The 16,875-nt window shown below is 69.8% G+C and carries 17 protein-coding genes and 4 tRNA genes; 7 read left to right on the top strand and 14 right to left on the bottom strand.

The features are described 5' to 3' along the window. A partial coding sequence (locus tag TX83_RS23210) for a prealbumin-like fold domain-containing protein (protein WP_222423722.1) occupies window positions 1–808 on the top strand: 808 nt, incomplete at its 5' end. A 29-nt stretch (window positions 809–837) separates the two neighbouring features. Here the strand turns inward: TX83_RS23210 and TX83_RS05705 are convergent. Then, entirely contained in the window at window positions 838–1,287 is a 450-nt protein-coding gene (locus tag TX83_RS05705; RefSeq protein ID WP_186442522.1) for a hypothetical protein, read from the bottom strand. A 220-nt stretch (window positions 1,288–1,507) separates the two neighbouring features. On the opposite strand from TX83_RS05705, the gene TX83_RS05700 reads away from it, so the two are divergent. The 3 genes from TX83_RS05700 to TX83_RS05690 all read left to right on the top strand — a co-directional run bounded on the left by TX83_RS05700 (window position 1,508) and on the right by TX83_RS05690 (window position 3,740). Then, entirely contained in the window at window positions 1,508–1,864 is a 357-nt protein-coding gene (locus TX83_RS05700; protein WP_064746971.1) for a hypothetical protein, read from the top strand. Window positions 1,865–2,060: 196 nt separating this feature from the next. Continuing rightward, window positions 2,061–2,759 carry a cysteine hydrolase family protein gene (locus tag TX83_RS05695; RefSeq protein ID WP_064746970.1) on the top strand — a complete coding sequence of 233 codons (699 nt, stop codon included), beginning with the start codon at window positions 2,061–2,063 and terminating at the stop codon, window positions 2,757–2,759. Between the two features lie 75 nt (window positions 2,760–2,834). After that, window positions 2,835–3,740, top strand: coding sequence for a LysR family transcriptional regulator (locus TX83_RS05690; RefSeq protein WP_064746969.1), 906 nt, complete (start codon window positions 2,835–2,837; stop codon window positions 3,738–3,740). Window positions 3,741–3,793: 53 nt separating this feature from the next. Here the strand turns inward: TX83_RS05690 and TX83_RS05685 are convergent, their stop codons facing one another. Together TX83_RS05685 and TX83_RS05680 are read right to left on the bottom strand one after the other, a co-directional pair. Further along, a complete protein-coding gene (locus TX83_RS05685) occupies window positions 3,794–4,132 on the bottom strand; it encodes a hypothetical protein (protein ID WP_141233377.1) in 339 nt (112 codons plus the stop codon). Next, window positions 4,122–5,069 carry a DUF2268 domain-containing putative Zn-dependent protease gene (locus tag TX83_RS05680; RefSeq protein ID WP_064746967.1) on the bottom strand — a complete coding sequence of 316 codons (948 nt, stop codon included), beginning with the start codon at window positions 5,067–5,069 and terminating at the stop codon, window positions 4,122–4,124. Before TX83_RS05680 ends, TX83_RS05685 begins: the two co-directional genes overlap by 11 nt. Before the next feature lie 429 nt (window positions 5,070–5,498). Between TX83_RS05680 and TX83_RS05675 the strand changes: the two genes are divergently transcribed. After that, the gene (locus tag TX83_RS05675; RefSeq protein ID WP_064746966.1) at window positions 5,499–6,194 is read left to right on the top strand and encodes a helix-turn-helix transcriptional regulator; all 696 of its coding nucleotides are present in this window, start codon (window positions 5,499–5,501) and stop codon (window positions 6,192–6,194) included. Here the strand turns inward: TX83_RS05675 and TX83_RS05670 are convergent. The 5 genes from TX83_RS05670 to TX83_RS05650 all read right to left on the bottom strand — a co-directional run bounded on the left by TX83_RS05670 (window position 6,179) and on the right by TX83_RS05650 (window position 7,822). Continuing rightward, entirely contained in the window at window positions 6,179–7,066 is an 888-nt protein-coding gene (locus TX83_RS05670) for a sterol desaturase family protein (protein ID WP_064746965.1), read from the bottom strand. The genes TX83_RS05675 and TX83_RS05670 overlap by 16 nt on opposite strands. A gap of 272 nt (window positions 7,067–7,338) precedes the next feature. Next, window positions 7,339–7,414: transfer RNA gene (locus TX83_RS05665), tRNA-Lys, on the bottom strand. A gap of 87 nt (window positions 7,415–7,501) precedes the next feature. Next, window positions 7,502–7,578, bottom strand: a tRNA-His gene (locus TX83_RS05660). 51 nt (window positions 7,579–7,629) lie between these two features. Continuing rightward, window positions 7,630–7,706: transfer RNA gene (locus TX83_RS05655), tRNA-Arg, on the bottom strand. A gap of 39 nt (window positions 7,707–7,745) precedes the next feature. Continuing rightward, window positions 7,746–7,822 (bottom strand) — tRNA-Pro (locus tag TX83_RS05650). A 264-nt stretch (window positions 7,823–8,086) separates the two neighbouring features. On the opposite strand from TX83_RS05650, the gene TX83_RS05645 reads away from it, so the two are divergent. Next, the gene (locus TX83_RS05645; RefSeq protein WP_064746964.1) at window positions 8,087–8,845 is read left to right on the top strand and encodes a Bax inhibitor-1/YccA family protein; all 759 of its coding nucleotides are present in this window, start codon (window positions 8,087–8,089) and stop codon (window positions 8,843–8,845) included. Window positions 8,846–8,998: 153 nt separating this feature from the next. On the opposite strand, the gene rsfS is transcribed toward TX83_RS05645, so the two are convergent. The 6 genes from rsfS to leuS form a co-directional block, all read right to left on the bottom strand. Beyond that, on the bottom strand, window positions 8,999–9,433 hold the full coding sequence (rsfS, locus tag TX83_RS05640) for a ribosome silencing factor (RefSeq protein ID WP_064746963.1): 435 nt from the start codon (window positions 9,431–9,433) through the stop codon (window positions 8,999–9,001). Window positions 9,434–9,468: 35 nt separating this feature from the next. Next, window positions 9,469–10,143 carry a nicotinate-nucleotide adenylyltransferase gene (gene nadD, locus TX83_RS05635; protein WP_064746962.1) on the bottom strand — a complete coding sequence of 225 codons (675 nt, stop codon included), beginning with the start codon at window positions 10,141–10,143 and terminating at the stop codon, window positions 9,469–9,471. A 9-nt stretch (window positions 10,144–10,152) separates the two neighbouring features. Beyond that, window positions 10,153–11,199 carry a DNA polymerase III subunit delta gene (gene holA, locus TX83_RS05630; protein WP_064746961.1) on the bottom strand — a complete coding sequence of 349 codons (1,047 nt, stop codon included), beginning with the start codon at window positions 11,197–11,199 and terminating at the stop codon, window positions 10,153–10,155. A gap of 36 nt (window positions 11,200–11,235) precedes the next feature. Next, window positions 11,236–11,754: an LPS assembly lipoprotein LptE gene (lptE, locus tag TX83_RS05625; RefSeq protein ID WP_064746960.1), complete on the bottom strand. Its 519-nt coding sequence runs from the start codon at window positions 11,752–11,754 to the stop codon at window positions 11,236–11,238. A gap of 70 nt (window positions 11,755–11,824) precedes the next feature. Then, window positions 11,825–12,478: a glutathione S-transferase family protein gene (locus TX83_RS05620; protein WP_064746959.1), complete on the bottom strand. Its 654-nt coding sequence runs from the start codon at window positions 12,476–12,478 to the stop codon at window positions 11,825–11,827. A gap of 347 nt (window positions 12,479–12,825) precedes the next feature. Then, window positions 12,826–15,597: a leucine--tRNA ligase gene (gene leuS / locus TX83_RS05615; RefSeq protein WP_064746958.1), complete on the bottom strand. Its 2,772-nt coding sequence runs from the start codon at window positions 15,595–15,597 to the stop codon at window positions 12,826–12,828. A gap of 195 nt (window positions 15,598–15,792) precedes the next feature. On the opposite strand from leuS, the gene TX83_RS05610 reads away from it, so the two are divergent. After that, window positions 15,793–16,875: metal-dependent hydrolase family protein (locus tag TX83_RS05610; RefSeq protein ID WP_064746957.1), on the top strand; the 1,083-nt coding region annotated here is incomplete at its 3' end.

The following is a 16,875-nucleotide window of genomic DNA, read 5'->3' as shown; positions in this document are numbered from 1 at the left end:
CTCCCCCGCCGGTTCCACGGCCGCGCCGCCGCAGACCACGCATCCGCTGTACAGCGCCGGCATCGGCCGCGGCGGCGCCGCGGCGACGACGCAGGGCGCGAGCGCGGGCAACGGCGAAGTGATCCTCCAATGGAGCCAGCCGATCCTGCGCTTGCAGAAGGCGCTGCCGAACGGCCGCGTCGCCGCGACCGACCAGTTCGCGCTGACCATCGCCGGCAGCGGTGGCCCGGTGTCGGTCGTCACCACCGGCAGCGGCACCACCGCAACCGGTACCGCGACCTTGTCGGCGGCCAGCGCCGGCAGCGTCTACACCTTGTCCGAGACCGCCAGCGGCAGCACCGCGCTCGGCGACTACACCACCACTTACAGCTGCAGCAACGCGCTGGCCGGCGGACAAACGCCAAGCGGCAGCGGCACCCGCTTCAACGTGACGCCCGTGGCCGGCGACGACCTGACCTGCACCTTCGCCAACACCCGCAACCCGCGCGCCAACCTCACCATCACCAAGACCAACACGCCCGGCGTGAACGGCAACGTCGACCAGAGCGGCGACACCTTGAGCCGCGGCGCCAGCACCAGCTACGTCATCGTGGTCGGCAACAGCGGGCCCGATGCGGTCACCGGCGCGATCCTGCGCGACCCCGTCGCCAACCGCAGCGGCCTGAACTGCACCGCGCCGCCGACCTGCAGCGGCAGCGCCTGTCCCGCCGCGCCGTTGACTGTGGCGGCGCTGGACAGCGGCGTCGCCCTGGGCACGCTGGCCAACGGCGCTTCGGTGACGGTGACGCTGACCTGCACGGTGAACTGAGCCCACGCACGCCCCGGCCGATGCGCGCTTCAGCGGCGGTCGGGATCGCGTCCCAGCACCCGCACCACCGCACTGCCCTGGTACAGCGCGACGAAATAGCCGGTATCGGTGAGATACCAGTGGATGCCCGGATGGAAATAGCCCGGCCAACCGCTCGCGTTGCTCCACAGGATGCCGTCGTTGAAGTCGCGCACGGTCAGGATGCCGTACGCCTCGAAGCTGGCGCGGTGGCCGCCGGCGGCATGGGTGCCGCTGGCCCACAACGGGCGCAGGTCGGCGATGCGGTAGAACACCAGATTGCCGTCGTGCTGCATGCTCAGCTTGTACTGGCCGTTGTTGGAGTAGATCTCCTCTCCGGCCCAGAGCTGGGTGCCTTGCGCGATCTGCTTCGACGCCGATTGCGCGAACGCCGAGTGCATGCAGGCCCACAACAGGCCGAACAACGCAATCCGCATCCAATGCTTCGCTGCGAGAGTCATGGCGTTTCCTCGTCGATGAGAGCCGTCACTGCAACGCAGTCGCGGCATCGGATCAAGCGCGACTGCCACCTCGCGGTGGCGACGATATGCCAACCGTGATCGCGACGGCGCTGCCAGCAGGAACGCGGCGCGCCCGCCCGTGCCGGACCCTCGCCGCCCGACGCCGATGGCGGCATTGCTATAGTGCGGCTTCCTTCGCTCGCTCCCCGGCGCCCCTCGCATGGACCGCGTGTTGCTGAAGCTCGACGACTCGGCGCCGATCTGCCGGCTCCGCTACGAAACCGGCGCGGCCTTGCTGGTGGAGGCCTTGCGCGGCGACGGCACGCCGCTGGTCCGGGTCCGCTTCCGCGAGTGCCTGACGGTACGAGTGCACAACGAGCGGCCGCGGCTCACCGCAGTCGGACGCGAGGTGCCGACCGACTTCCTGCTGATGGAGTTCACCGGCGCCACCGAACTCAAGGACGACATCGGCGGCCGTTACACCCGCGACCAGGGCGAGCCCCGGCATTTCTATCTGAGCGCCGGCGACGAGACCATCGATCTGATCGCGTTCGCGGAGCCGGAGGTGCTGCGCTAGGCGGACCGGCGCCGGCGCAGCTCCGCAACCGCACCAAGCGCCGGCGCGCACTCCCTGCGCCTGCGGCCGCGGCCGGGCCGCTCCCGCAAAGGCGCATCGGTGCGAAAACCGCACGGATGCTGTTCGCGCGCAGGGCTGATGCGGGCGGGGCGCGGGCCGGATCATGGCGCCTCCCAACGGCAACAGGCACTCCGCAATGCGACTGACGTCCCTGCTCGGCATCGCCACCCTTGGCATCGCCGCTCTCGGCCCCCTCGATAACCGCGCCGCCGAGGCGCACCCCACCATCCGCGCCATGGCCGGCGCGGCACCCGTCGCCGAGTTGAAGGCCAGCCAGACCGTCTTGCTGGTCATCGATTTCCAGAACGAATACTTCGCCGGCGGGCGCATGCCGATTCCCGACGGCGAGGCCGCGCTGCGCCAGACCCAGCGCCTGCTCGATTTCGCCGACCGTCATCGCATCCGCGTCGTCCACGTTCAGCACGTGCTGCCGGCCGACGCGCCGCTGTTCGCCGAAGGCGGCGAAATGGTGAAGTTCCATCCGGCGATGCGACCGCGAAAGGACGAAGCGGTGGTGAAAAAAGACGCGGTCAGCGTGTTCGCCGGCGCCTCCGCTGCGGCCGTCGAGAAGATCCTGCGCGACGCCGGCGCCGACACCCTGATCCTGGCCGGCCTGCAGACCCATGCCTGCATCGCCGGCGCCGCGCGCGACGCCGCCGCGCGCGGCTACCGGGTCGTGGTCGCCTCCGACGCCACCGCCACCCGCGACCTGGACCTGCGCGACGGCGCCCGGATCGGCAACGCGCAACTGCACGCCTCGGCCCTGGCCGAAATCGAGGACGCCTTCGGCGATGTGATGCCCACCGCGCGGATTCTCTCGCTGCCGGTGCGCTGATACCCTGCCCGCGATACGCGGCATCCGTCCCCGGCGGATGCCGTGCCTCGCCCACCACGACGACGGAGCCGAGCGATGGATCAGTTGTCGGCCATGCGCGCCTACCGCTGCATCGTCGAAGCCGGCAGCGTCACCCGCGCGGCCGAACGCCTCGGCACCACCCACAGCTCGGTCTCGCGTCAACTGCGCCAGTTGGAAGAGCATCTGGGCGTGCGCCTGCTCAACCGCAACAGCCGCAGCCTGACCCCGACCGAGGCCGGCCAACGCTACTACCGCGACAGCGTGGATATCCTCGAACGCGTCGATGCGGCGGATCGACGGCTCGGCGATGCCGCCGCGCAGCCCTCGGGCCGCTTGCGGCTGAGTCTGCCGCACGCCGTCGGCGCGCTGGAACTGGCGCATTGGCTGCCGGGCTTCATGCAGCGCTATCCGCGGATCGAGCTCGACCTGTCCTGCGACGACCGCATCGTCGATCTGGTCAAGGGCGGCTTCGATATGGCGATCCGCATCAGCGGTCCGTTGGCCGACAGCAGCCTGGTGGCGCGTGAGTTGGCCGTGTTCGAGCGCGTGCTGGTGGCCGCGCCGCCCTACGTCGCCCGGCACGGACTGCCGCGCGTCGTCGAAGATCTGGCCGGCCATCGCCTGCTGGCCTACGCCGGCGACGGCCGCGGCCTGATCCTGAGTCCGCAGCGCGGCGAAGACGAAGAAGTCGCCTTCGATGCCCGCCTGCGCCTGGACTCGATCCTGTCGCTGCACGCCGCCGCGCTGGCCGGCCTGGGCATCGCCGCCTTCACCTGGCCGACCGTGCGCGAGGAGCTGGCCGCAGGACGCCTGCTGCGAGTCCTGCCGCAGCACCGTGCCGGGCGGCGCCATTACTTCGCGATCTATCCGAACGCACGCCAGCTGCCGCCGAAGGTGCGCGCCTTGGTCGAGTATCTGCGCGCGCATTACGCTTCGGCAGGAGCCCCGCCGCGCGCTTGAACCGGCGACGCACACGGCCGCCCGGCAGGCGCGAACCGGCTTCCGGCGCGGCGTCAATTGGGATGGAACATCATCCCCGCCGTGCGCTCCAGGAACCGCATGCAATTGCCAGCCGCCGCCTCGCCGTCGCAAACGATTCCGTACAGCAGGACCCGATGGCGGCCGCCGCCCGCGTCGCGCTCCACGCTCCACACCTGGCTTTGCCCCTCGCCGAAGTACTCCGGCTTTTGCCGCAGCCACGCCTCCGGCCAGGGGAAGGCGCGCTGCGCCTCGGGCAGGAACGCAACCTCGACCGTGCCCGAGGCGAACCCGAGCGCCTGGGTCGGCGACAGGAAGATCGTCACCGAAACATCGACTTGCAATCCGGCATCCGCCGCGCGCTCAGTGCCCAAGGGCCGACTCCGGCAAGGTCATGCCCGGGGTCCAGCCGCTGCGCTGCAGGAAGGCCTTGGGGTCGTCCATTTCGATGATGTCCTTGAGCGCCGCCTTGCGGTCCTTGGAGTTGAGGTAGTACGCCTTGACGATGCGGTAACCGACCCAGTAGCCCAGGTCGTAGGGTTCATCCGACCCTGGGCGATAGTCGTAGAACCAACCCGAGATATCGGTGCTGTCCATGACTTTGACGAAGGCGCCCTCGATTTCGGCTTCCTTGCCGCGCGTCCAGGCGGCGTGCTTGCCGTTGCCGACCCCACCGGAGGTCAGTTCGGCAAGCAGCTCCGCCGTGCCTTCGGCCAGGGCGAAGCGCAGAACGGTCGCCTTCGGGTCGCCCGGCTCGAATTCGGTCTGCAGGCTCTGCTGGATGTGGCCGTATTCGTGGGCGATGACGCGGACGAAACGCTCTTCCAAGTCCGGATGCATGAAGTCGGCTGCGCACAGCGCCTCCAGACCCAAGGTCACGCCGGCCGGGTGGGTGATGCCGACCGGCTTGCCGCGCCCGACCACGATCGCCACCGGCGGGAACGTCGCCCGCGGATACAGCTCGGCCAGTTCGGCGAACACCGGCACCAAGCGTCGCTTCACCGCGGGCAACACCGCCAGGCAGTCCTTGGCCCGGGCATAGATCGCCGGTTCCGCGCTCATGCGCTCGGCGATGCGCTGCGCGGTGACCCGGCGCGCGGCCGCGAACTCGCGCAGGCTCTGCGTGCCTTGCGCCAAGTACTCCCGGTCGAGCTGTTCGACCGTCGGCCGGCCGTCGGTGGCCTCGTACAAGGCGTAGAACCGGGCCACGTCTTCGGTGCGGATTTCCGGTCCGCGGTGCGCGTGCGCCGATGCGGCGGCGGCCGCGACGCAGGCGGCGAACAGAAAGGTCAGGCGCAGCAGTCTGGGCATGGTCTCGAACCTGGGAGGGACGCCTGCGCGGCAGGCGTCAGGGGGCTCCGCCCGGCCACGAAGAGCCGGGGTGCGAACGATGGCCCGGCTCACTCCAGGCCGGGGTCGTGCGGCACCCCGGCGGAACGGCGCAGGCGCGCAACGCGCCGGCCGGCGGCGCAGGAGCCGATGCGCACTTCCGGCGCCGGCGGCTCCGCGGTCTCGTTGCTGAGCGGGTCGACCCGCGCATCAGCGCATATCCGCGGCCCGACCGGAAGTTTTTTTTTGTGATCGCCCCGCAACGTGCCGGTCGCGGCAGGCGCCGCCGAAGCGCGGGCGCACAGAGCGCCACGGCCGATGCACCGGCCTATTCTCCGCCTCGCCGCAGTCGGCCAGAATCCTCGCTCGAAACCGCCCATTCGCGACCACACCGACCGCTGTCCGAACCGCATGTCCGCACCACCCCGCCAGGACGCCTGGACCGGCCGCTTGCTGCTCGGCGAGCACGTGGCCGTGCTGCAGGGCCGCGCCGGCACCAGCCGTCGCCATGCCCATTACGCGCACCAGTTGCTGCTCAGCGAGGGCGCGCCCTGGCTGCTGGACATCGACGGCGAGCGGCGCCAAGGGCAGCGCCTGTGGCTGCCGTCGTTCCAAGCGCATGCCGTGCTGGCTGCGCCGGACGAAGGCTGCACCGTGTTCCTGGAACCCGGCCACGCCGACGTCGCCGCGGTGCTGCGGCAACTGCCGCGGTTGCCGGCGCGCCTGCCGGCGCTGCAGCCGCTGCTGCCGGGGCTGTGCCGCGCGCAACCGCTGGACCGGCGCTTGCGTGCGGCCGTCGCCGAGATCGGCGCGCGCCTGCCCGAGCGCGTGGCCGCGTCCGAGATCGCCCAGGCCGCGCACCTGTCGCCGAGCCAGTTGCACCGGCGCTTCCAGTCCGACCTGGCGATCACCTTGCGCGGCTGGGTGCTGTGGCGGCGCCTGCACCGCGCGCTGGTCCAATTCCTGGCCGGCGACAGTCTGACCGCCAGCGCGCATGCCGCCGGCTTCGCCGACCTCGCCCACCTCTCGCGCAGCCTGCGGCGCATGTTCGGCATCGGTGCCGGCCAGTTGCAGGCCCTGCAATTGCAGGTTTACGAGCGCGACTGAGCGCGCTGCAGTCCGGCCGGCGGCACCGGGACATCGACGTGGGCCAGATCGCGAAACGGCGCCAGCAACTGGCCGACATAGTCGCGCGGATAGTCCGGCTGAGTACCGATCCCCAGGTCGCGGCCGCTCAAGCGGTAGCCGGCCGCCTCGAAGGCGGTGCCGAGCAGGCGATCCCACACGGTGAAGAACAGGCCGAAGTTGACGTCGCCGGCGGTGCCGTAGCGCATATGATGGAAGCGGTGCAGCGGCGCCCAGGCCATCAGCCGGCCCAGCGCCCCGGGGCGCATGTCGACGTTGGAGTGCTGCAACAGCAGCTGGACGGCGATGGCGAAAGCCAACACCGCGGCGACCGGGTGCGGCATGCCCAGCAGCAACAGCGGCAATACTCCGGCCACCGCCTCGACCGCCTGATGCAGCGGATGTTTCATCAACCCGTTGAAACCGTACATGCGGGTCACGCTGTGATGCACCGCGTGCAAGCGCCACAACCAACCGACGCGGTGGCTGGCGTAGTGCATCAGGGTGATGCCGAAATCGGCCCCCACCACCGCCAGCGACAACTGCAGCGCGAACGGCCAATGCGTCGGCCAGAGCTGCCACGGCACCCAGGCCGCCAGCAACGGCACCGCGGCGATCGACGCCAGGTTCAAGCCTTCGTTGACCAGCGCATGCGCCGCATCGCGGCCGCGGTCGCCGTGATCGCGGTTAAACGCGGGGTCGTAAGGCCAGCATCGCTCGGCCAGGAACGACAGCCCGATCGCCGCCGCCAACCAGGGCAACAGCCACAGCGCATTGCCGTGGCGATACCCCACCCACCAGGTCGCCGCGGCGACGAAACCGAACAGGAACACAGGGGCATACAGACGCAGCATCCAGGTTTTCACCGTCACTCCCGAACAGAACGAGAGCGACAGCCTCGCCTGCGCGTCGGGCGGACGGCTTGAACAAACCGCGCATGCGGCCTCGGCGTCGGGCCGGATCCAACCTCTCGGCCATCGGATCGATCGCTGCCGCGACCGTGCCGGCCGTGCCGGCCGTGCGGCGCGCATCGTCCCGCTTCGCCGTCGCGAGGTTTCCGTCGGCCGGGGCCGTCCCTCGAACGCAAAGAAAAAGCCCCAGCGTTTCCGCTGGGGCTTTCCGGGATTGGTGGGCCGTCAAGGATTCGAACCTTGGACCTATTGATTAAGAGTCAACTGCTCTACCAACTGAGCTAACGGCCCGGTGAAGCTAGGTGCGAAATGATACACCAGTATTTCGCACCGCACAACACTCAAAACTTACTGCTTTACCGCGTACTGCCTTGCAACTGGGGTGGCTGAGGGGACTCGAACCCCCGACAACTGGAATCACAATCCAGTACTCTAACCAACTGAGCTACAGCCACCATAAAACGTTCGGAACGCGACGCCTTGCGGCGAAACATTCCACTGCGATTTGGCGCGCCCGGCAGGAATCGAACCTGCAACCACCGGCTTAGAAGGCCGGTGCTCTATCCGGTTGAGCTACGGGCGCCAGTCGAACAATCTTAACTGACGGCCGGCCTGGGACGGATGGTCGGGGCAGAGGGATTCGAACCCACGACATCCAGCTCCCAAAGCTGGCGCTCTACCAGGCTGAGCTATACCCCGGAACCGGGACTTCCTAGGCACGCCAATGCCGCGAAAGGCCGCATAGTGTGGTCGGCGCTGCGGTCCGTGTCAATGATTCCGGCGCGGTCTTTCGTCATCGTCGCACCCTGCGCCGGCCTGCCGCCGCATTGGCGCAATCCGGCGGCGCGGCGCTCCCCGCCGTTCGGCCGGTCCCGTCTCATCCGGCCCCGTGTATGCTTCGGCCGGTCGGCCGGTGTTCCGCGCCGCACCACCCCAAGCGATACGTTTCCCAAGGAGCAACACATGCGCAGCGGCAATCCCGCATTGAAGGAATCCACCTTCCTCGACCTCGGCAGCGGCGCCGTCGTGCGCGGCAGCGACCAGGCGATGACCCTGAACGGCACGGTCAACAAGACCGGCATCCTGCTGCTGCTGACGGTGCTGACCGCCTCCTTCGCCTGGAGCCAGATCCAGATCACCCCGCAGGGCGCGGTCGGCGCCGCGCCCTACCTGCTCGGCGGCGCGATCGGCGGCCTGATCCTGGCCCTGATCACCAGCTTCAAGCACGCCTGGGCGCCGGTCACCGCGCCGCTGTATGCGCTGGTCGAGGGCTTCTTCCTCGGCGCGATCTCCTCGATGTTCGAAGCCCGCTTCCCGGGCATCGTGATCCAGGCGGTGATGCTGACCTTCGGCACCCTGTTCGCGCTGCTGTTCGCCTATCGCTCGGGCCTGATCAAGGCCACCGAGAACTTCAAGCTGGGCGTGGCCGCGGCCACCGGCGGCATCTTCCTGATCTATCTGGTCAGCATGGTGCTGCGCCTGTTCAACATCAACATTCCCTACATCCACGAGTCCGGCATCGTCGGCATCGGCTTCAGCCTGTTCGTGGTGGTGGTCGCGGCGCTGAACCTGGTGCTGGACTTCGACTTCATCGAGACCGGCGTCGAGCGCGGCGCGCCCAAGCACATGGAGTGGTACGCGGCGTTCGGCCTGATGGTCACCCTGGTGTGGCTGTACGTCGAATTCCTGCGCCTGCTGTCGAAGCTGCAGTCGCGCAACTGATCCGGACCGGAATCGATCACTCGGCAGGGGCGCTTCGGCGCCCCTTGCTGTTTGCGCCGCCGGCGCGCGACGGTCGCCCGGATACGCAAATGCAAACGGCGCCCGCAGGCGCCGTTTTCGCGACCGGGGCGCGACGCGCCCGGACCGGGCCGCTCAGAAGCGGTCGTCCTCGCGCAGCTCGAATTCGCCTTCGATGCCTTCCGCCGGCGGCGGCTGGTCGCCGACCGTCCACAGGCGCTCGAGCGCGTAGAACTCGCGCACCCGCGGCAGCATGACGTGGACGACGACGTCGCCGAGGTCGACCAGCACCCACTCCGCCTCGCGCTCGCCTTCCACGCCCAGCGGCATGACGTCGAGGTTCTTGGCGAACTTCACCACTTCGTCGGCGATCGACTTGACGTGGCGGGTCGAGGTACCGGAGGCGATCACCATGTAGTCGGTGACGCTGCTCTTGCCGCGCACATCGATTTCCACGACATCCTTGGCCTTGAGTTCTTCCACCGCGGCGTGGACCGTCTTGAGCAGCAGCTCGGTCGGCGGCGGCGGGTTCGGCAGCTGGGTCTTGATGACTTGGGCTTGGCTGGTCAAGGGACGATCGGCTCTGTCTTCGGAATGTGCCGGGATTATACCGAAGCCCCGGTGAGCGCTACGCCGTACAGGCCGTGGCGTTCGATATAGGCCGCCACCGCCGGCGGCACCAGTTCGCGCCAGGGCTCGCCGGCGGCGATCCGGGCACGAACCTGACTGGCCGATTCAGCCTGCAGCGGCTGGCGCAGGCGGTACACCCGCCCCGCCGGGGCCTGGCGCAGGCAGTCCACCGAGGCCGTCTCGCGTCCGGCTGCGAACGGGATGCGTTCGGCCTCCAGCGGGCTGCCGGGGCGCTCGGCGACGACGAAATGCGCCAGATCGAACAGCGACCGCCATTCGCGCCACTGCGGCAGGTCGAGGAAGCTGTCGGCGCCGACCAGCAGGGCCAGCGGCTGCGCCGGTCCGAACTCGGCGCGCAATTGGCGCAGGGTTTCGATCGTGTAGGACGGTCCGTCGCGCAGCAGTTCGCGACGGTCGACCACCAGGCCCGGTTCGCCGGCCACGGCCAGATCGAGCATGCGCGCCCGGTGTTCGGCGCTGGCGCCGGGCGGCGCGCGATGCGGCGGATCGGCGGCCGGCATCAGCCGCACCTGCGCCGCCAGCGCGTCGCGCGCGGCGCAGGCGATGGCCAGGTGGCCGTCGTGGATCGGGTCGAAGGTGCCGCCGTAGAACACCGACAGATCGCGCACACCGACGCTCGTCGCGCTCATGGGCGGACCTCAGCCCGGCGACAGCGCGAGCAGGCGCAGCGCGCGCGGCTCAGCGACCGCCAACAGCAAGCGCTCCAGCGCGACCCAGGCGTCGCCGGCCTCGCGCCCCTTGGCCATGCGGTCGACCCGCCCGGCCTGGACCAGCAGGGCCTCCCAGCGGCGCCCGTCGTGGCGCTGCAGCGCGCGCCGGTACATCGGCTGTTTGGAATCCCAGATCCGCTGCGCCTTGAACTCGGCGGCGATGTTGCCGCCGCGCGCATTGACCCGGGCCAGGGCCGCGGTGCGCTGCAGTTCCATCACCACCATGCCGAGCAGGGCCGGCACCGCCTCGCCCTCGGCGCGCAGGCCGGCGAGCATGCGCGAGACCTGCGCGCCCTGCCCGTTCATGGCCGCGTCGAGCACCCGGAACACGTCGAAACGCGCCGCATCGGCAACCAGCGCCTGCATGCGTTCCAGGTCCAGCGGCTGGCCGTCGGACAGCAGCGCCAGTTTGTCGACCTCCTGCGCGGCGGCGAGCAGATTGCCTTCGACCCGGTCGGCCAGGCTCTGCACCGCGTCGCGCTCGGCGCGCAGGCCGCGCGCGCGCAGGCGGCGCTCGATCCATTCCGGCAGTTCGTGCGGCTTGATCGCCCAGGCCACGGCGACGTGGCCGATGCGGGCGATGGCCTCGCTCCACTTGCCGCCGTGCTGTTTGCTCCACTCGCCGGCGGTGACCAGCAGGCTCACGTCCTGCGGCGGGTCGGCGCAGAAATCGGCGATGACCTCGGCGCCTTCCTTGCCCGGCTTGCCGCTGGGCAGGCGCAGTTCGAGCAGGCGCCGGCTGGCGAACAGGCTGGGCGCGCGGAATGCGCCGGCCAGCGCGTTCCAGTCCGGCTCGCGCTGGTTGCCTTCGGCTTCGAACACTTCGCGCTCGCCGATGCCTTGCTTGCGCGCCGCAGCGCGCACCGCGTCGGCGGCTTCGAGCACGCGCAAGGGCTCGGGCCCGGCGATCAGATAGGCCGGGCGCAGCGGTTCGGCGTCGAGTTGGCCGAGCAGACGCTCGGGAGTCAGTTCCATGGTCGGCGGGGCCTCATCGGCGCGGGCCGGCGCCGGTCAGCGCCGCTCGCTGACCGCGCCGACGCGGCGCAACACCGCCGCGCTCATTTCGCGCCGCAGTTCGCGCATCAGGATTTCGCGCTCGCCTTCGGTGCCGATGGCGTTGACCGGGTTGGCGACGTAGTCGCGCGCCAACTCCACGCTTTGCCGCGGCAGCAGCGCCGAGCCGTCGGCCTTGCGCAGTTCGAACACCACCGCGTAGCGCAGGGTGTACTCCTGCACGCGGCCGAGTTCGTCGAGCGCGGCCGGGGTGTCGCCCCAGCGCTCGGACATCAGGTCGAGCACCGCGACTTCGCTGCTGTCCGGGGTCGCCGGCACCGCGCCTGCGCGGGTCAGGGCCTGAGCCAGGTTTTCGGCCAGGGGGCTGTAGCGGTCGGCGGAGACCACCCGCACCGGGCCCAGATCGGGCGGCAGGGTCAGGGCCTGGCGCAACTGGAAGCCGCAGGCCGACAGGGCCAGCACCGCGGCCGCGAGCGAAGTGCGCGCGGCGGCGCGCAGGAAGGAGGAGCGAGTCATGGAGCGAAGTCTGGACGAGGCGGCAGCGGGCATCAATAGCGAAGCCTGAACCGCGCCGCCTCGGCGCGACTCAGTACCGGATCTCGTGCCCGGCGAACAGCGCCTGCGGGGTCTGCGCGCCGGGCAGCGCCAGCAGCCGTTGCTGCCAGCCCTGCACCGCCGGCCAGCGCTCGGCCCAGACCCGCGCCGGGAAGCCGGCGGCCTCGGCCCAGGGTTCGACTGCGTAGAACAGATAGCCGCTGCAGGCCACGTCGGCGATGGTCGGTGCGTCTCCGGCCAGCCACGGCGTGGCGCTCAGCTGCGCCTGCAGACGGTCGAGGTCGGCGATCGAGCGGCGGTCGTACCAGGCCAGCACCGCCGGATCGTAGTGGCCGAACTGGCGGCCGTAGCGCGAATGGGCGACGTTGAGGCTGACCCGGTTGGCTTCCCAGCTCAGCCATTCGCGCACGTGCAGGCGCTGGTCGGTATCGGCGCCGTCGAGACCGCCTTCGCGTACCGCCAGGTAGTCGAGGATCACGTTCGACTGGCACAGCACGCGGCCGTCGATGCGCAGCACCGGGATCTCGCCGTGCGCGGCGAGTTCGCGGAACTCCTGCGAACGCTGGTCGCGCGGGCGGCGGATGTCGACGTGGCGCTGCTCGAATGCGATCCCGAGCAGTCGCAGGGCCAGGGCGGCCTTGTAGCTGAAGCCGGAATCGGGGTGGCAATAGAGGATCGGGGTCATGGCGGGCGGCGGACGGCTGAGCGGTCGGGGCGGCTGGGAAAAGCAACGGCCAATCCCCTCCCCCGTTGTTCAAAGGAAGGGACAGCAACCGCCAAGTGGCTCGACGACGACATCGGCAGCGGCCACAGTGGCGAGGGTCGAGTGAAGCGGCAACCGGATCGCCGGAAGCGCCGACAGCGGCGATCGTCCCGATCGCAACGCCCACCTATCGGCGGCCCTTTTTGAAATAGGGAGCCAGGGGGATTTGCTTTACGCCGTTGCTTTACGCCGTTGCTTTACGCCGTTGCTTTACGCCGTTGCTTTACGCCGCCGCCTGCGCCCCTCGCACGGGCGCAGGCGAGCGCCGGTCAGCTGGCGACGATGTTGACGATCTTGCCCGGCACCACGATCACCTTGCGCACGGTCAGGCCTTCCATGTACTTGACCGCGTTCGGCTCGGCCAGGGCCAGCTTCTCGATCTCGTCCTTGGGCGCGTTGACCGCGACCTCGATGGTGCCGCGCAGCTTGCCGTTGACCTGCACCGCCAGGGTCACCGCGTCGCGCGCCAGCGCGGACTCGTCGGCCTGCGGGAACGGCAGGTCTTCGAGCAGGGTCTCGGCATGGCCCAGCGCCTGCCACAGCGCGTGGCTGGTGTGCGGGGTGATCGGATTGAGCAGCAGCACCATCGCTTCCAGCGCTTCCTGGCGCAGGGCGCGGCCGTTGTCGCTGGCGTCGTCGAACTTGTACAGATGGTTCAGCAGTTCCATCACCGCGGCGATCGCGGTGTTGAAGCTGTGGCGGCGGCCGTAGTCGCCGCCGACCTTCTGCACGGTTTCGTGGATCTGCCGGCGCAGGGTCTTCTGCGGCGCGTTCAGCGCGGCCGCATCCAGCGCCGGCGCGGCGCCGCCGTCGGCGTGCTTGTGCACCGCCGTCCACAACCGGCGCAGGAACCGCGCCATGCCTTCCACCCCGGCCTCGTTCCACTCCAGCGACTGGTCCGGCGGCGCGGCGAACATCGAGAACAGGCGCACCGTGTCGGCACCGTACTTGCCGACCATCAACTGCGGGTCGACGCCGTTGTTCTTCGACTTCGACATCTTCTCGGTGCCGCCGATCTGCACCGGCAGGCCGTCGGCTTTGAGCAGCGCGCCGGTGATGCGGCCGCGCTCGTCGCGCACGGTTTCCACGTCGGCCGGGTTGATCCAGTCCTTGGTGCCGTCGCCGTTGTCGCGGTAGAAGGTCTCGGCGATCACCATGCCCTGGGTCAGCAGGTTGATCGCCGGCTCGTCGCTGGCGACCAGTCCCTGGTCGCGCATCAGCTTGTGATAGAAGCGGAAGTACAGCAGGTGCAGGATCGCATGCTCGATGCCGCCGATGTACTGGTCGACCGGAGTCCAGTACTTGGCGCGCGCGTCGACCTGCTGGGCCGCGCCCGGCGAGGTGTAGCGGGCGTAGTACCAGCTCGACTCCATGAAGGTGTCGAAGGTGTCGGTCTCGCGCTCGGCCGCGCCGCCGCAGTTCGGGCAGGCGGTCTTGCGCCAGTTCGGGTCGGCCTTGATCGGCGAGGCGACGCCGCTGAACTCGACATCCTCCGGCAGCACCACCGGCAACTGATCCTCCGGCACCGGCACGTCGCCGCAGCCCGGGCACAGGATCACCGGGATCGGGCAGCCCCAATAGCGCTGGCGGCTGACGCCCCAGTCGCGCAGGCGGTAATTGACCCGGCGCGCGCCGCGGCCGTCGGCCTCGAAGCGCTCGGCCAGCGCGGCCAGCGCCTGCTGGAAGTCCAGGCCGTCGTACTCGCCCGAATTGACCAGCCAGCCGCGCTCGGTGAACGCGGCCTGCTCGGCGATGCCCTGCTGGAACTGTTCGACCACCTGCACCGCGGCGCTGGTCTCGTACACGTCGACCGCGGGCGCGCCGCCCAGGGCGCTTTGCATCGGGTCCTTGTGCGCGATCAGGTCCTGGCCGATCTCGGCCAGGGCGTCGCGCACCGCATCGGGCACGATCACGGTCTTGATCGGCAGCTGATAGCGCTTGGCGAACTCCCAGTCGCGCTGGTCGTGGCCGGGCACGGCCATGACCGCGCCGGTGCCGTAGTTCATCAGCACGAAGTTGGCCACGTACACCGGCACCGGCTCGCCGGTGACCGGGTGGATCGCGCGCAGGCCGGTGTCGCGGCCGCGCTTTTCCTGGGTTTCCAGCTCGGCCTCGGACACCCCGCCCTGGCGCAGTTCGGCGATGAACTCGGCCAGGTCGGCGTCGCTGCGCGCGGCGTGCGCGGCCAGCGGGTGCTCGGCGGCGATCGAGACGAAGGTCACGCCCATCAGGGTGTCCGGACGGGTAGTGAACACGGTCAACGGCTCGACCGCGGCGCCATGTTCGTCGACCACCTCGAAGCGGATCTCCAGGCCTTCGCTGCGGCCGATCCAGTTGCGCTGCATGGTCTTGACCGCGTCCGGCCAGCCCGGCAGCGCGTCCAGGCCGTCGAGCAGTTCCTGCGCGTAGTCGGTGATCTTGAGGAACCACTGCGGGATTTCGCGCTTCTCGACCAGCGCGCCGGTGCGCCAGCCGCGGCCGTCGATGACCTGCTCGTTGGCCAGCACGGTCTGGTCGACCGGGTCCCAGTTGACCACCGAGTTCTTGCGGTAGGCCAGGCCCTGCTTCATCAGCCGCACGAACATGCGCTGCTCGTGGACGTAGTAGTCCGGGGTGCAGGTGGCGAACTCGCGCGACCAGTCGATGGCGTAGCCCAGCTGCTTCAGCTGCGCCTTCATGTGGGCGATGTTGGCGTAGGTCCACTTGGCCGGCGCGGTCTTGTTCTTGATCGCGGCGTTCTCGGCCGGCAGGCCGAACGCGTCCCAGCCCATCGGCTGCAGCACGTTGTGGCCGGTCATGCGCTTGTAGCGGCTGATCACGTCGCCGATGGTGTAGTTGCGCACGTGGCCCATGTGCAGCGCGCCCGACGGGTACGGCAGCATCGACAGGCAGTAGTACTTGGGCTTGTCCGACGATTCGTCGACCTCGAACGCGCGGGAGTCGTCCCAATAGCGCTGGGCGGCGGATTCGACCGCGCCCGGGTCGAAGGCCTTGGTTTCGTTCTTGGGGTCGTGCGAGGCGGGGGAGACGTCGGTAGACACGGGCAGGCGGAAAGCGAAAGGACAGGACCGGCAAGCCTACCGCAGCGCACAAACCGCCGCCATGCGCGGCGCGGCGCGAGCCGGGCTTTTTTGCCGGGCGGAGCCCGGCCGACCATGACTCTTGGCATCCGCCGCAGCCCCCGGCGCGTGTTTAGATCGGGCCTTTCTCCGCCCATCGCGCACCGGAAACCGCCCATGACCCGCCTCGCCGCCGCCGTCGTCGCCGTGCTGTCCGCCGCCGTCCCCGCCCTCGCCGGGGCCGCCCCCGCCGCCGAACCGCTGGCGCTGCAATGCGGACGCCTGTTCGACGCGCGCAACGGCAAGGTCCTGGAGGCACGCACCGTGGTGGTGCGCGAGGGCAAGATCGCCGAGGTCCTGCCCGGCCGCGCCGAAGCCCCGGGCGCCCGCGCCATCGACCTGTCCGGCCACACCTGCAGCCCCGGCTGGACCGACCTGCACGTGCACCTGGGCTCGCAGTCCAGCCCGCAGAGCTATTCCGAGGGCTTCCGCCTGGACGAGGTCGACTTCGCCTTCCGCGCGGTCGGCTACGCCAAGAAGACCCTGCTGGCCGGCTTCACCAGCGTGCGCGACCTCGGCGGCGAGGTCAGCCCGCACCTGCGCGACGCGATCAACCAGGGCCTGGTCGACGGCCCGCGGATCTGGGCCGCCGGCAAGTCCATCGCCACCACCGGCGGCCACGCCGACCCGACCAACGGCTACAACGACGCGCTCTCCCACCTGATCGGCCCGCCCGGCCCGACCGAGGGCGTGATCAACTCGATCGACGACGCCCGCCAGGCCGTGCGCCAGCGTTACAAGGAAGGCAGCGACGTGATCAAGATCACCGCCACCGGCGGCGTGCTCAGCTACGCCAAGTCCGGCGACGCGCCGCAGTTCACCGTCGAGGAAGTCAAGGCCATCGTCGACACCGCACGCGATTACGGCTATCGCGTCGCCGCCCACGCCCACGGCACCGAGGGCATGAAGCGCGCGATCCTCGGCGGGGTGACCTCGATCGAACACGGCACCTACATGACCGACGAGGTCATGAGCCTGATGAAGCAGAAAGGCACCTGGTACGTGCCCACCGTCTACGCCGGCCGCTTCGTCGCCGACAAGGCCAAGCTCGACGGCTACTTCCCCGAGGTGGTGCGGCCCAAGGCGGCGCGGATCGGCGCGCTGATCCAGGACACCGCCGCCAAGGCCTACAAGAACGGGGTCAAGATCGCCTTCGGCACCGACATGGGCGTCGGCCCGCACGGCGACAACGCACGCGAA

It is taken from the genome of Lysobacter antibioticus HS124, from assembly GCF_000336385.2.
Classification (GTDB): Bacteria; Pseudomonadota; Gammaproteobacteria; order Xanthomonadales; family Xanthomonadaceae; genus Lysobacter; species Lysobacter firmicutimachus.
This window is presented reverse-complemented; position numbering and strand designations above follow the sequence as displayed.

Bases quoted from the DNA above. Each gene is read 5' to 3' on its own strand.
- nadD (WP_064746962.1), bottom strand. From the start codon at position 10,143: ATGAGCGCGACGAGCGTCGGTGTGCGCGATCTGTCGGTGTTCTACGGC.
- TX83_RS05695 (WP_064746970.1), top strand. From the start codon at position 2,061: ATGCGACTGACGTCCCTGCTCGGCATCGCCACCCTTGGCATCGCCGCT.
- TX83_RS05675 (WP_064746966.1), top strand. From the start codon at position 5,499: ATGTCCGCACCACCCCGCCAGGACGCCTGGACCGGCCGCTTGCTGCTC.
- TX83_RS05705 (WP_186442522.1), bottom strand. From the start codon at position 1,287: ATGACTCTCGCAGCGAAGCATTGGATGCGGATTGCGTTGTTCGGCCTG.
- TX83_RS05620 (WP_064746959.1), bottom strand. From the start codon at position 12,478: ATGACCCCGATCCTCTATTGCCACCCCGATTCCGGCTTCAGCTACAAG.
- TX83_RS05690 (WP_064746969.1), top strand. From the start codon at position 2,835: ATGGATCAGTTGTCGGCCATGCGCGCCTACCGCTGCATCGTCGAAGCC.
- TX83_RS05700 (WP_064746971.1), top strand. From the start codon at position 1,508: ATGGACCGCGTGTTGCTGAAGCTCGACGACTCGGCGCCGATCTGCCGG.
- lptE (WP_064746960.1), bottom strand. From the start codon at position 11,754: ATGACTCGCTCCTCCTTCCTGCGCGCCGCCGCGCGCACTTCGCTCGCG.
- TX83_RS05645 (WP_064746964.1), top strand. From the start codon at position 8,087: ATGCGCAGCGGCAATCCCGCATTGAAGGAATCCACCTTCCTCGACCTC.
- TX83_RS05670 (WP_064746965.1), bottom strand. From the start codon at position 7,066: ATGCTGCGTCTGTATGCCCCTGTGTTCCTGTTCGGTTTCGTCGCCGCG.
- TX83_RS05680 (WP_064746967.1), bottom strand. From the start codon at position 5,069: ATGCCCAGACTGCTGCGCCTGACCTTTCTGTTCGCCGCCTGCGTCGCG.
- holA (WP_064746961.1), bottom strand. From the start codon at position 11,199: ATGGAACTGACTCCCGAGCGTCTGCTCGGCCAACTCGACGCCGAACCG.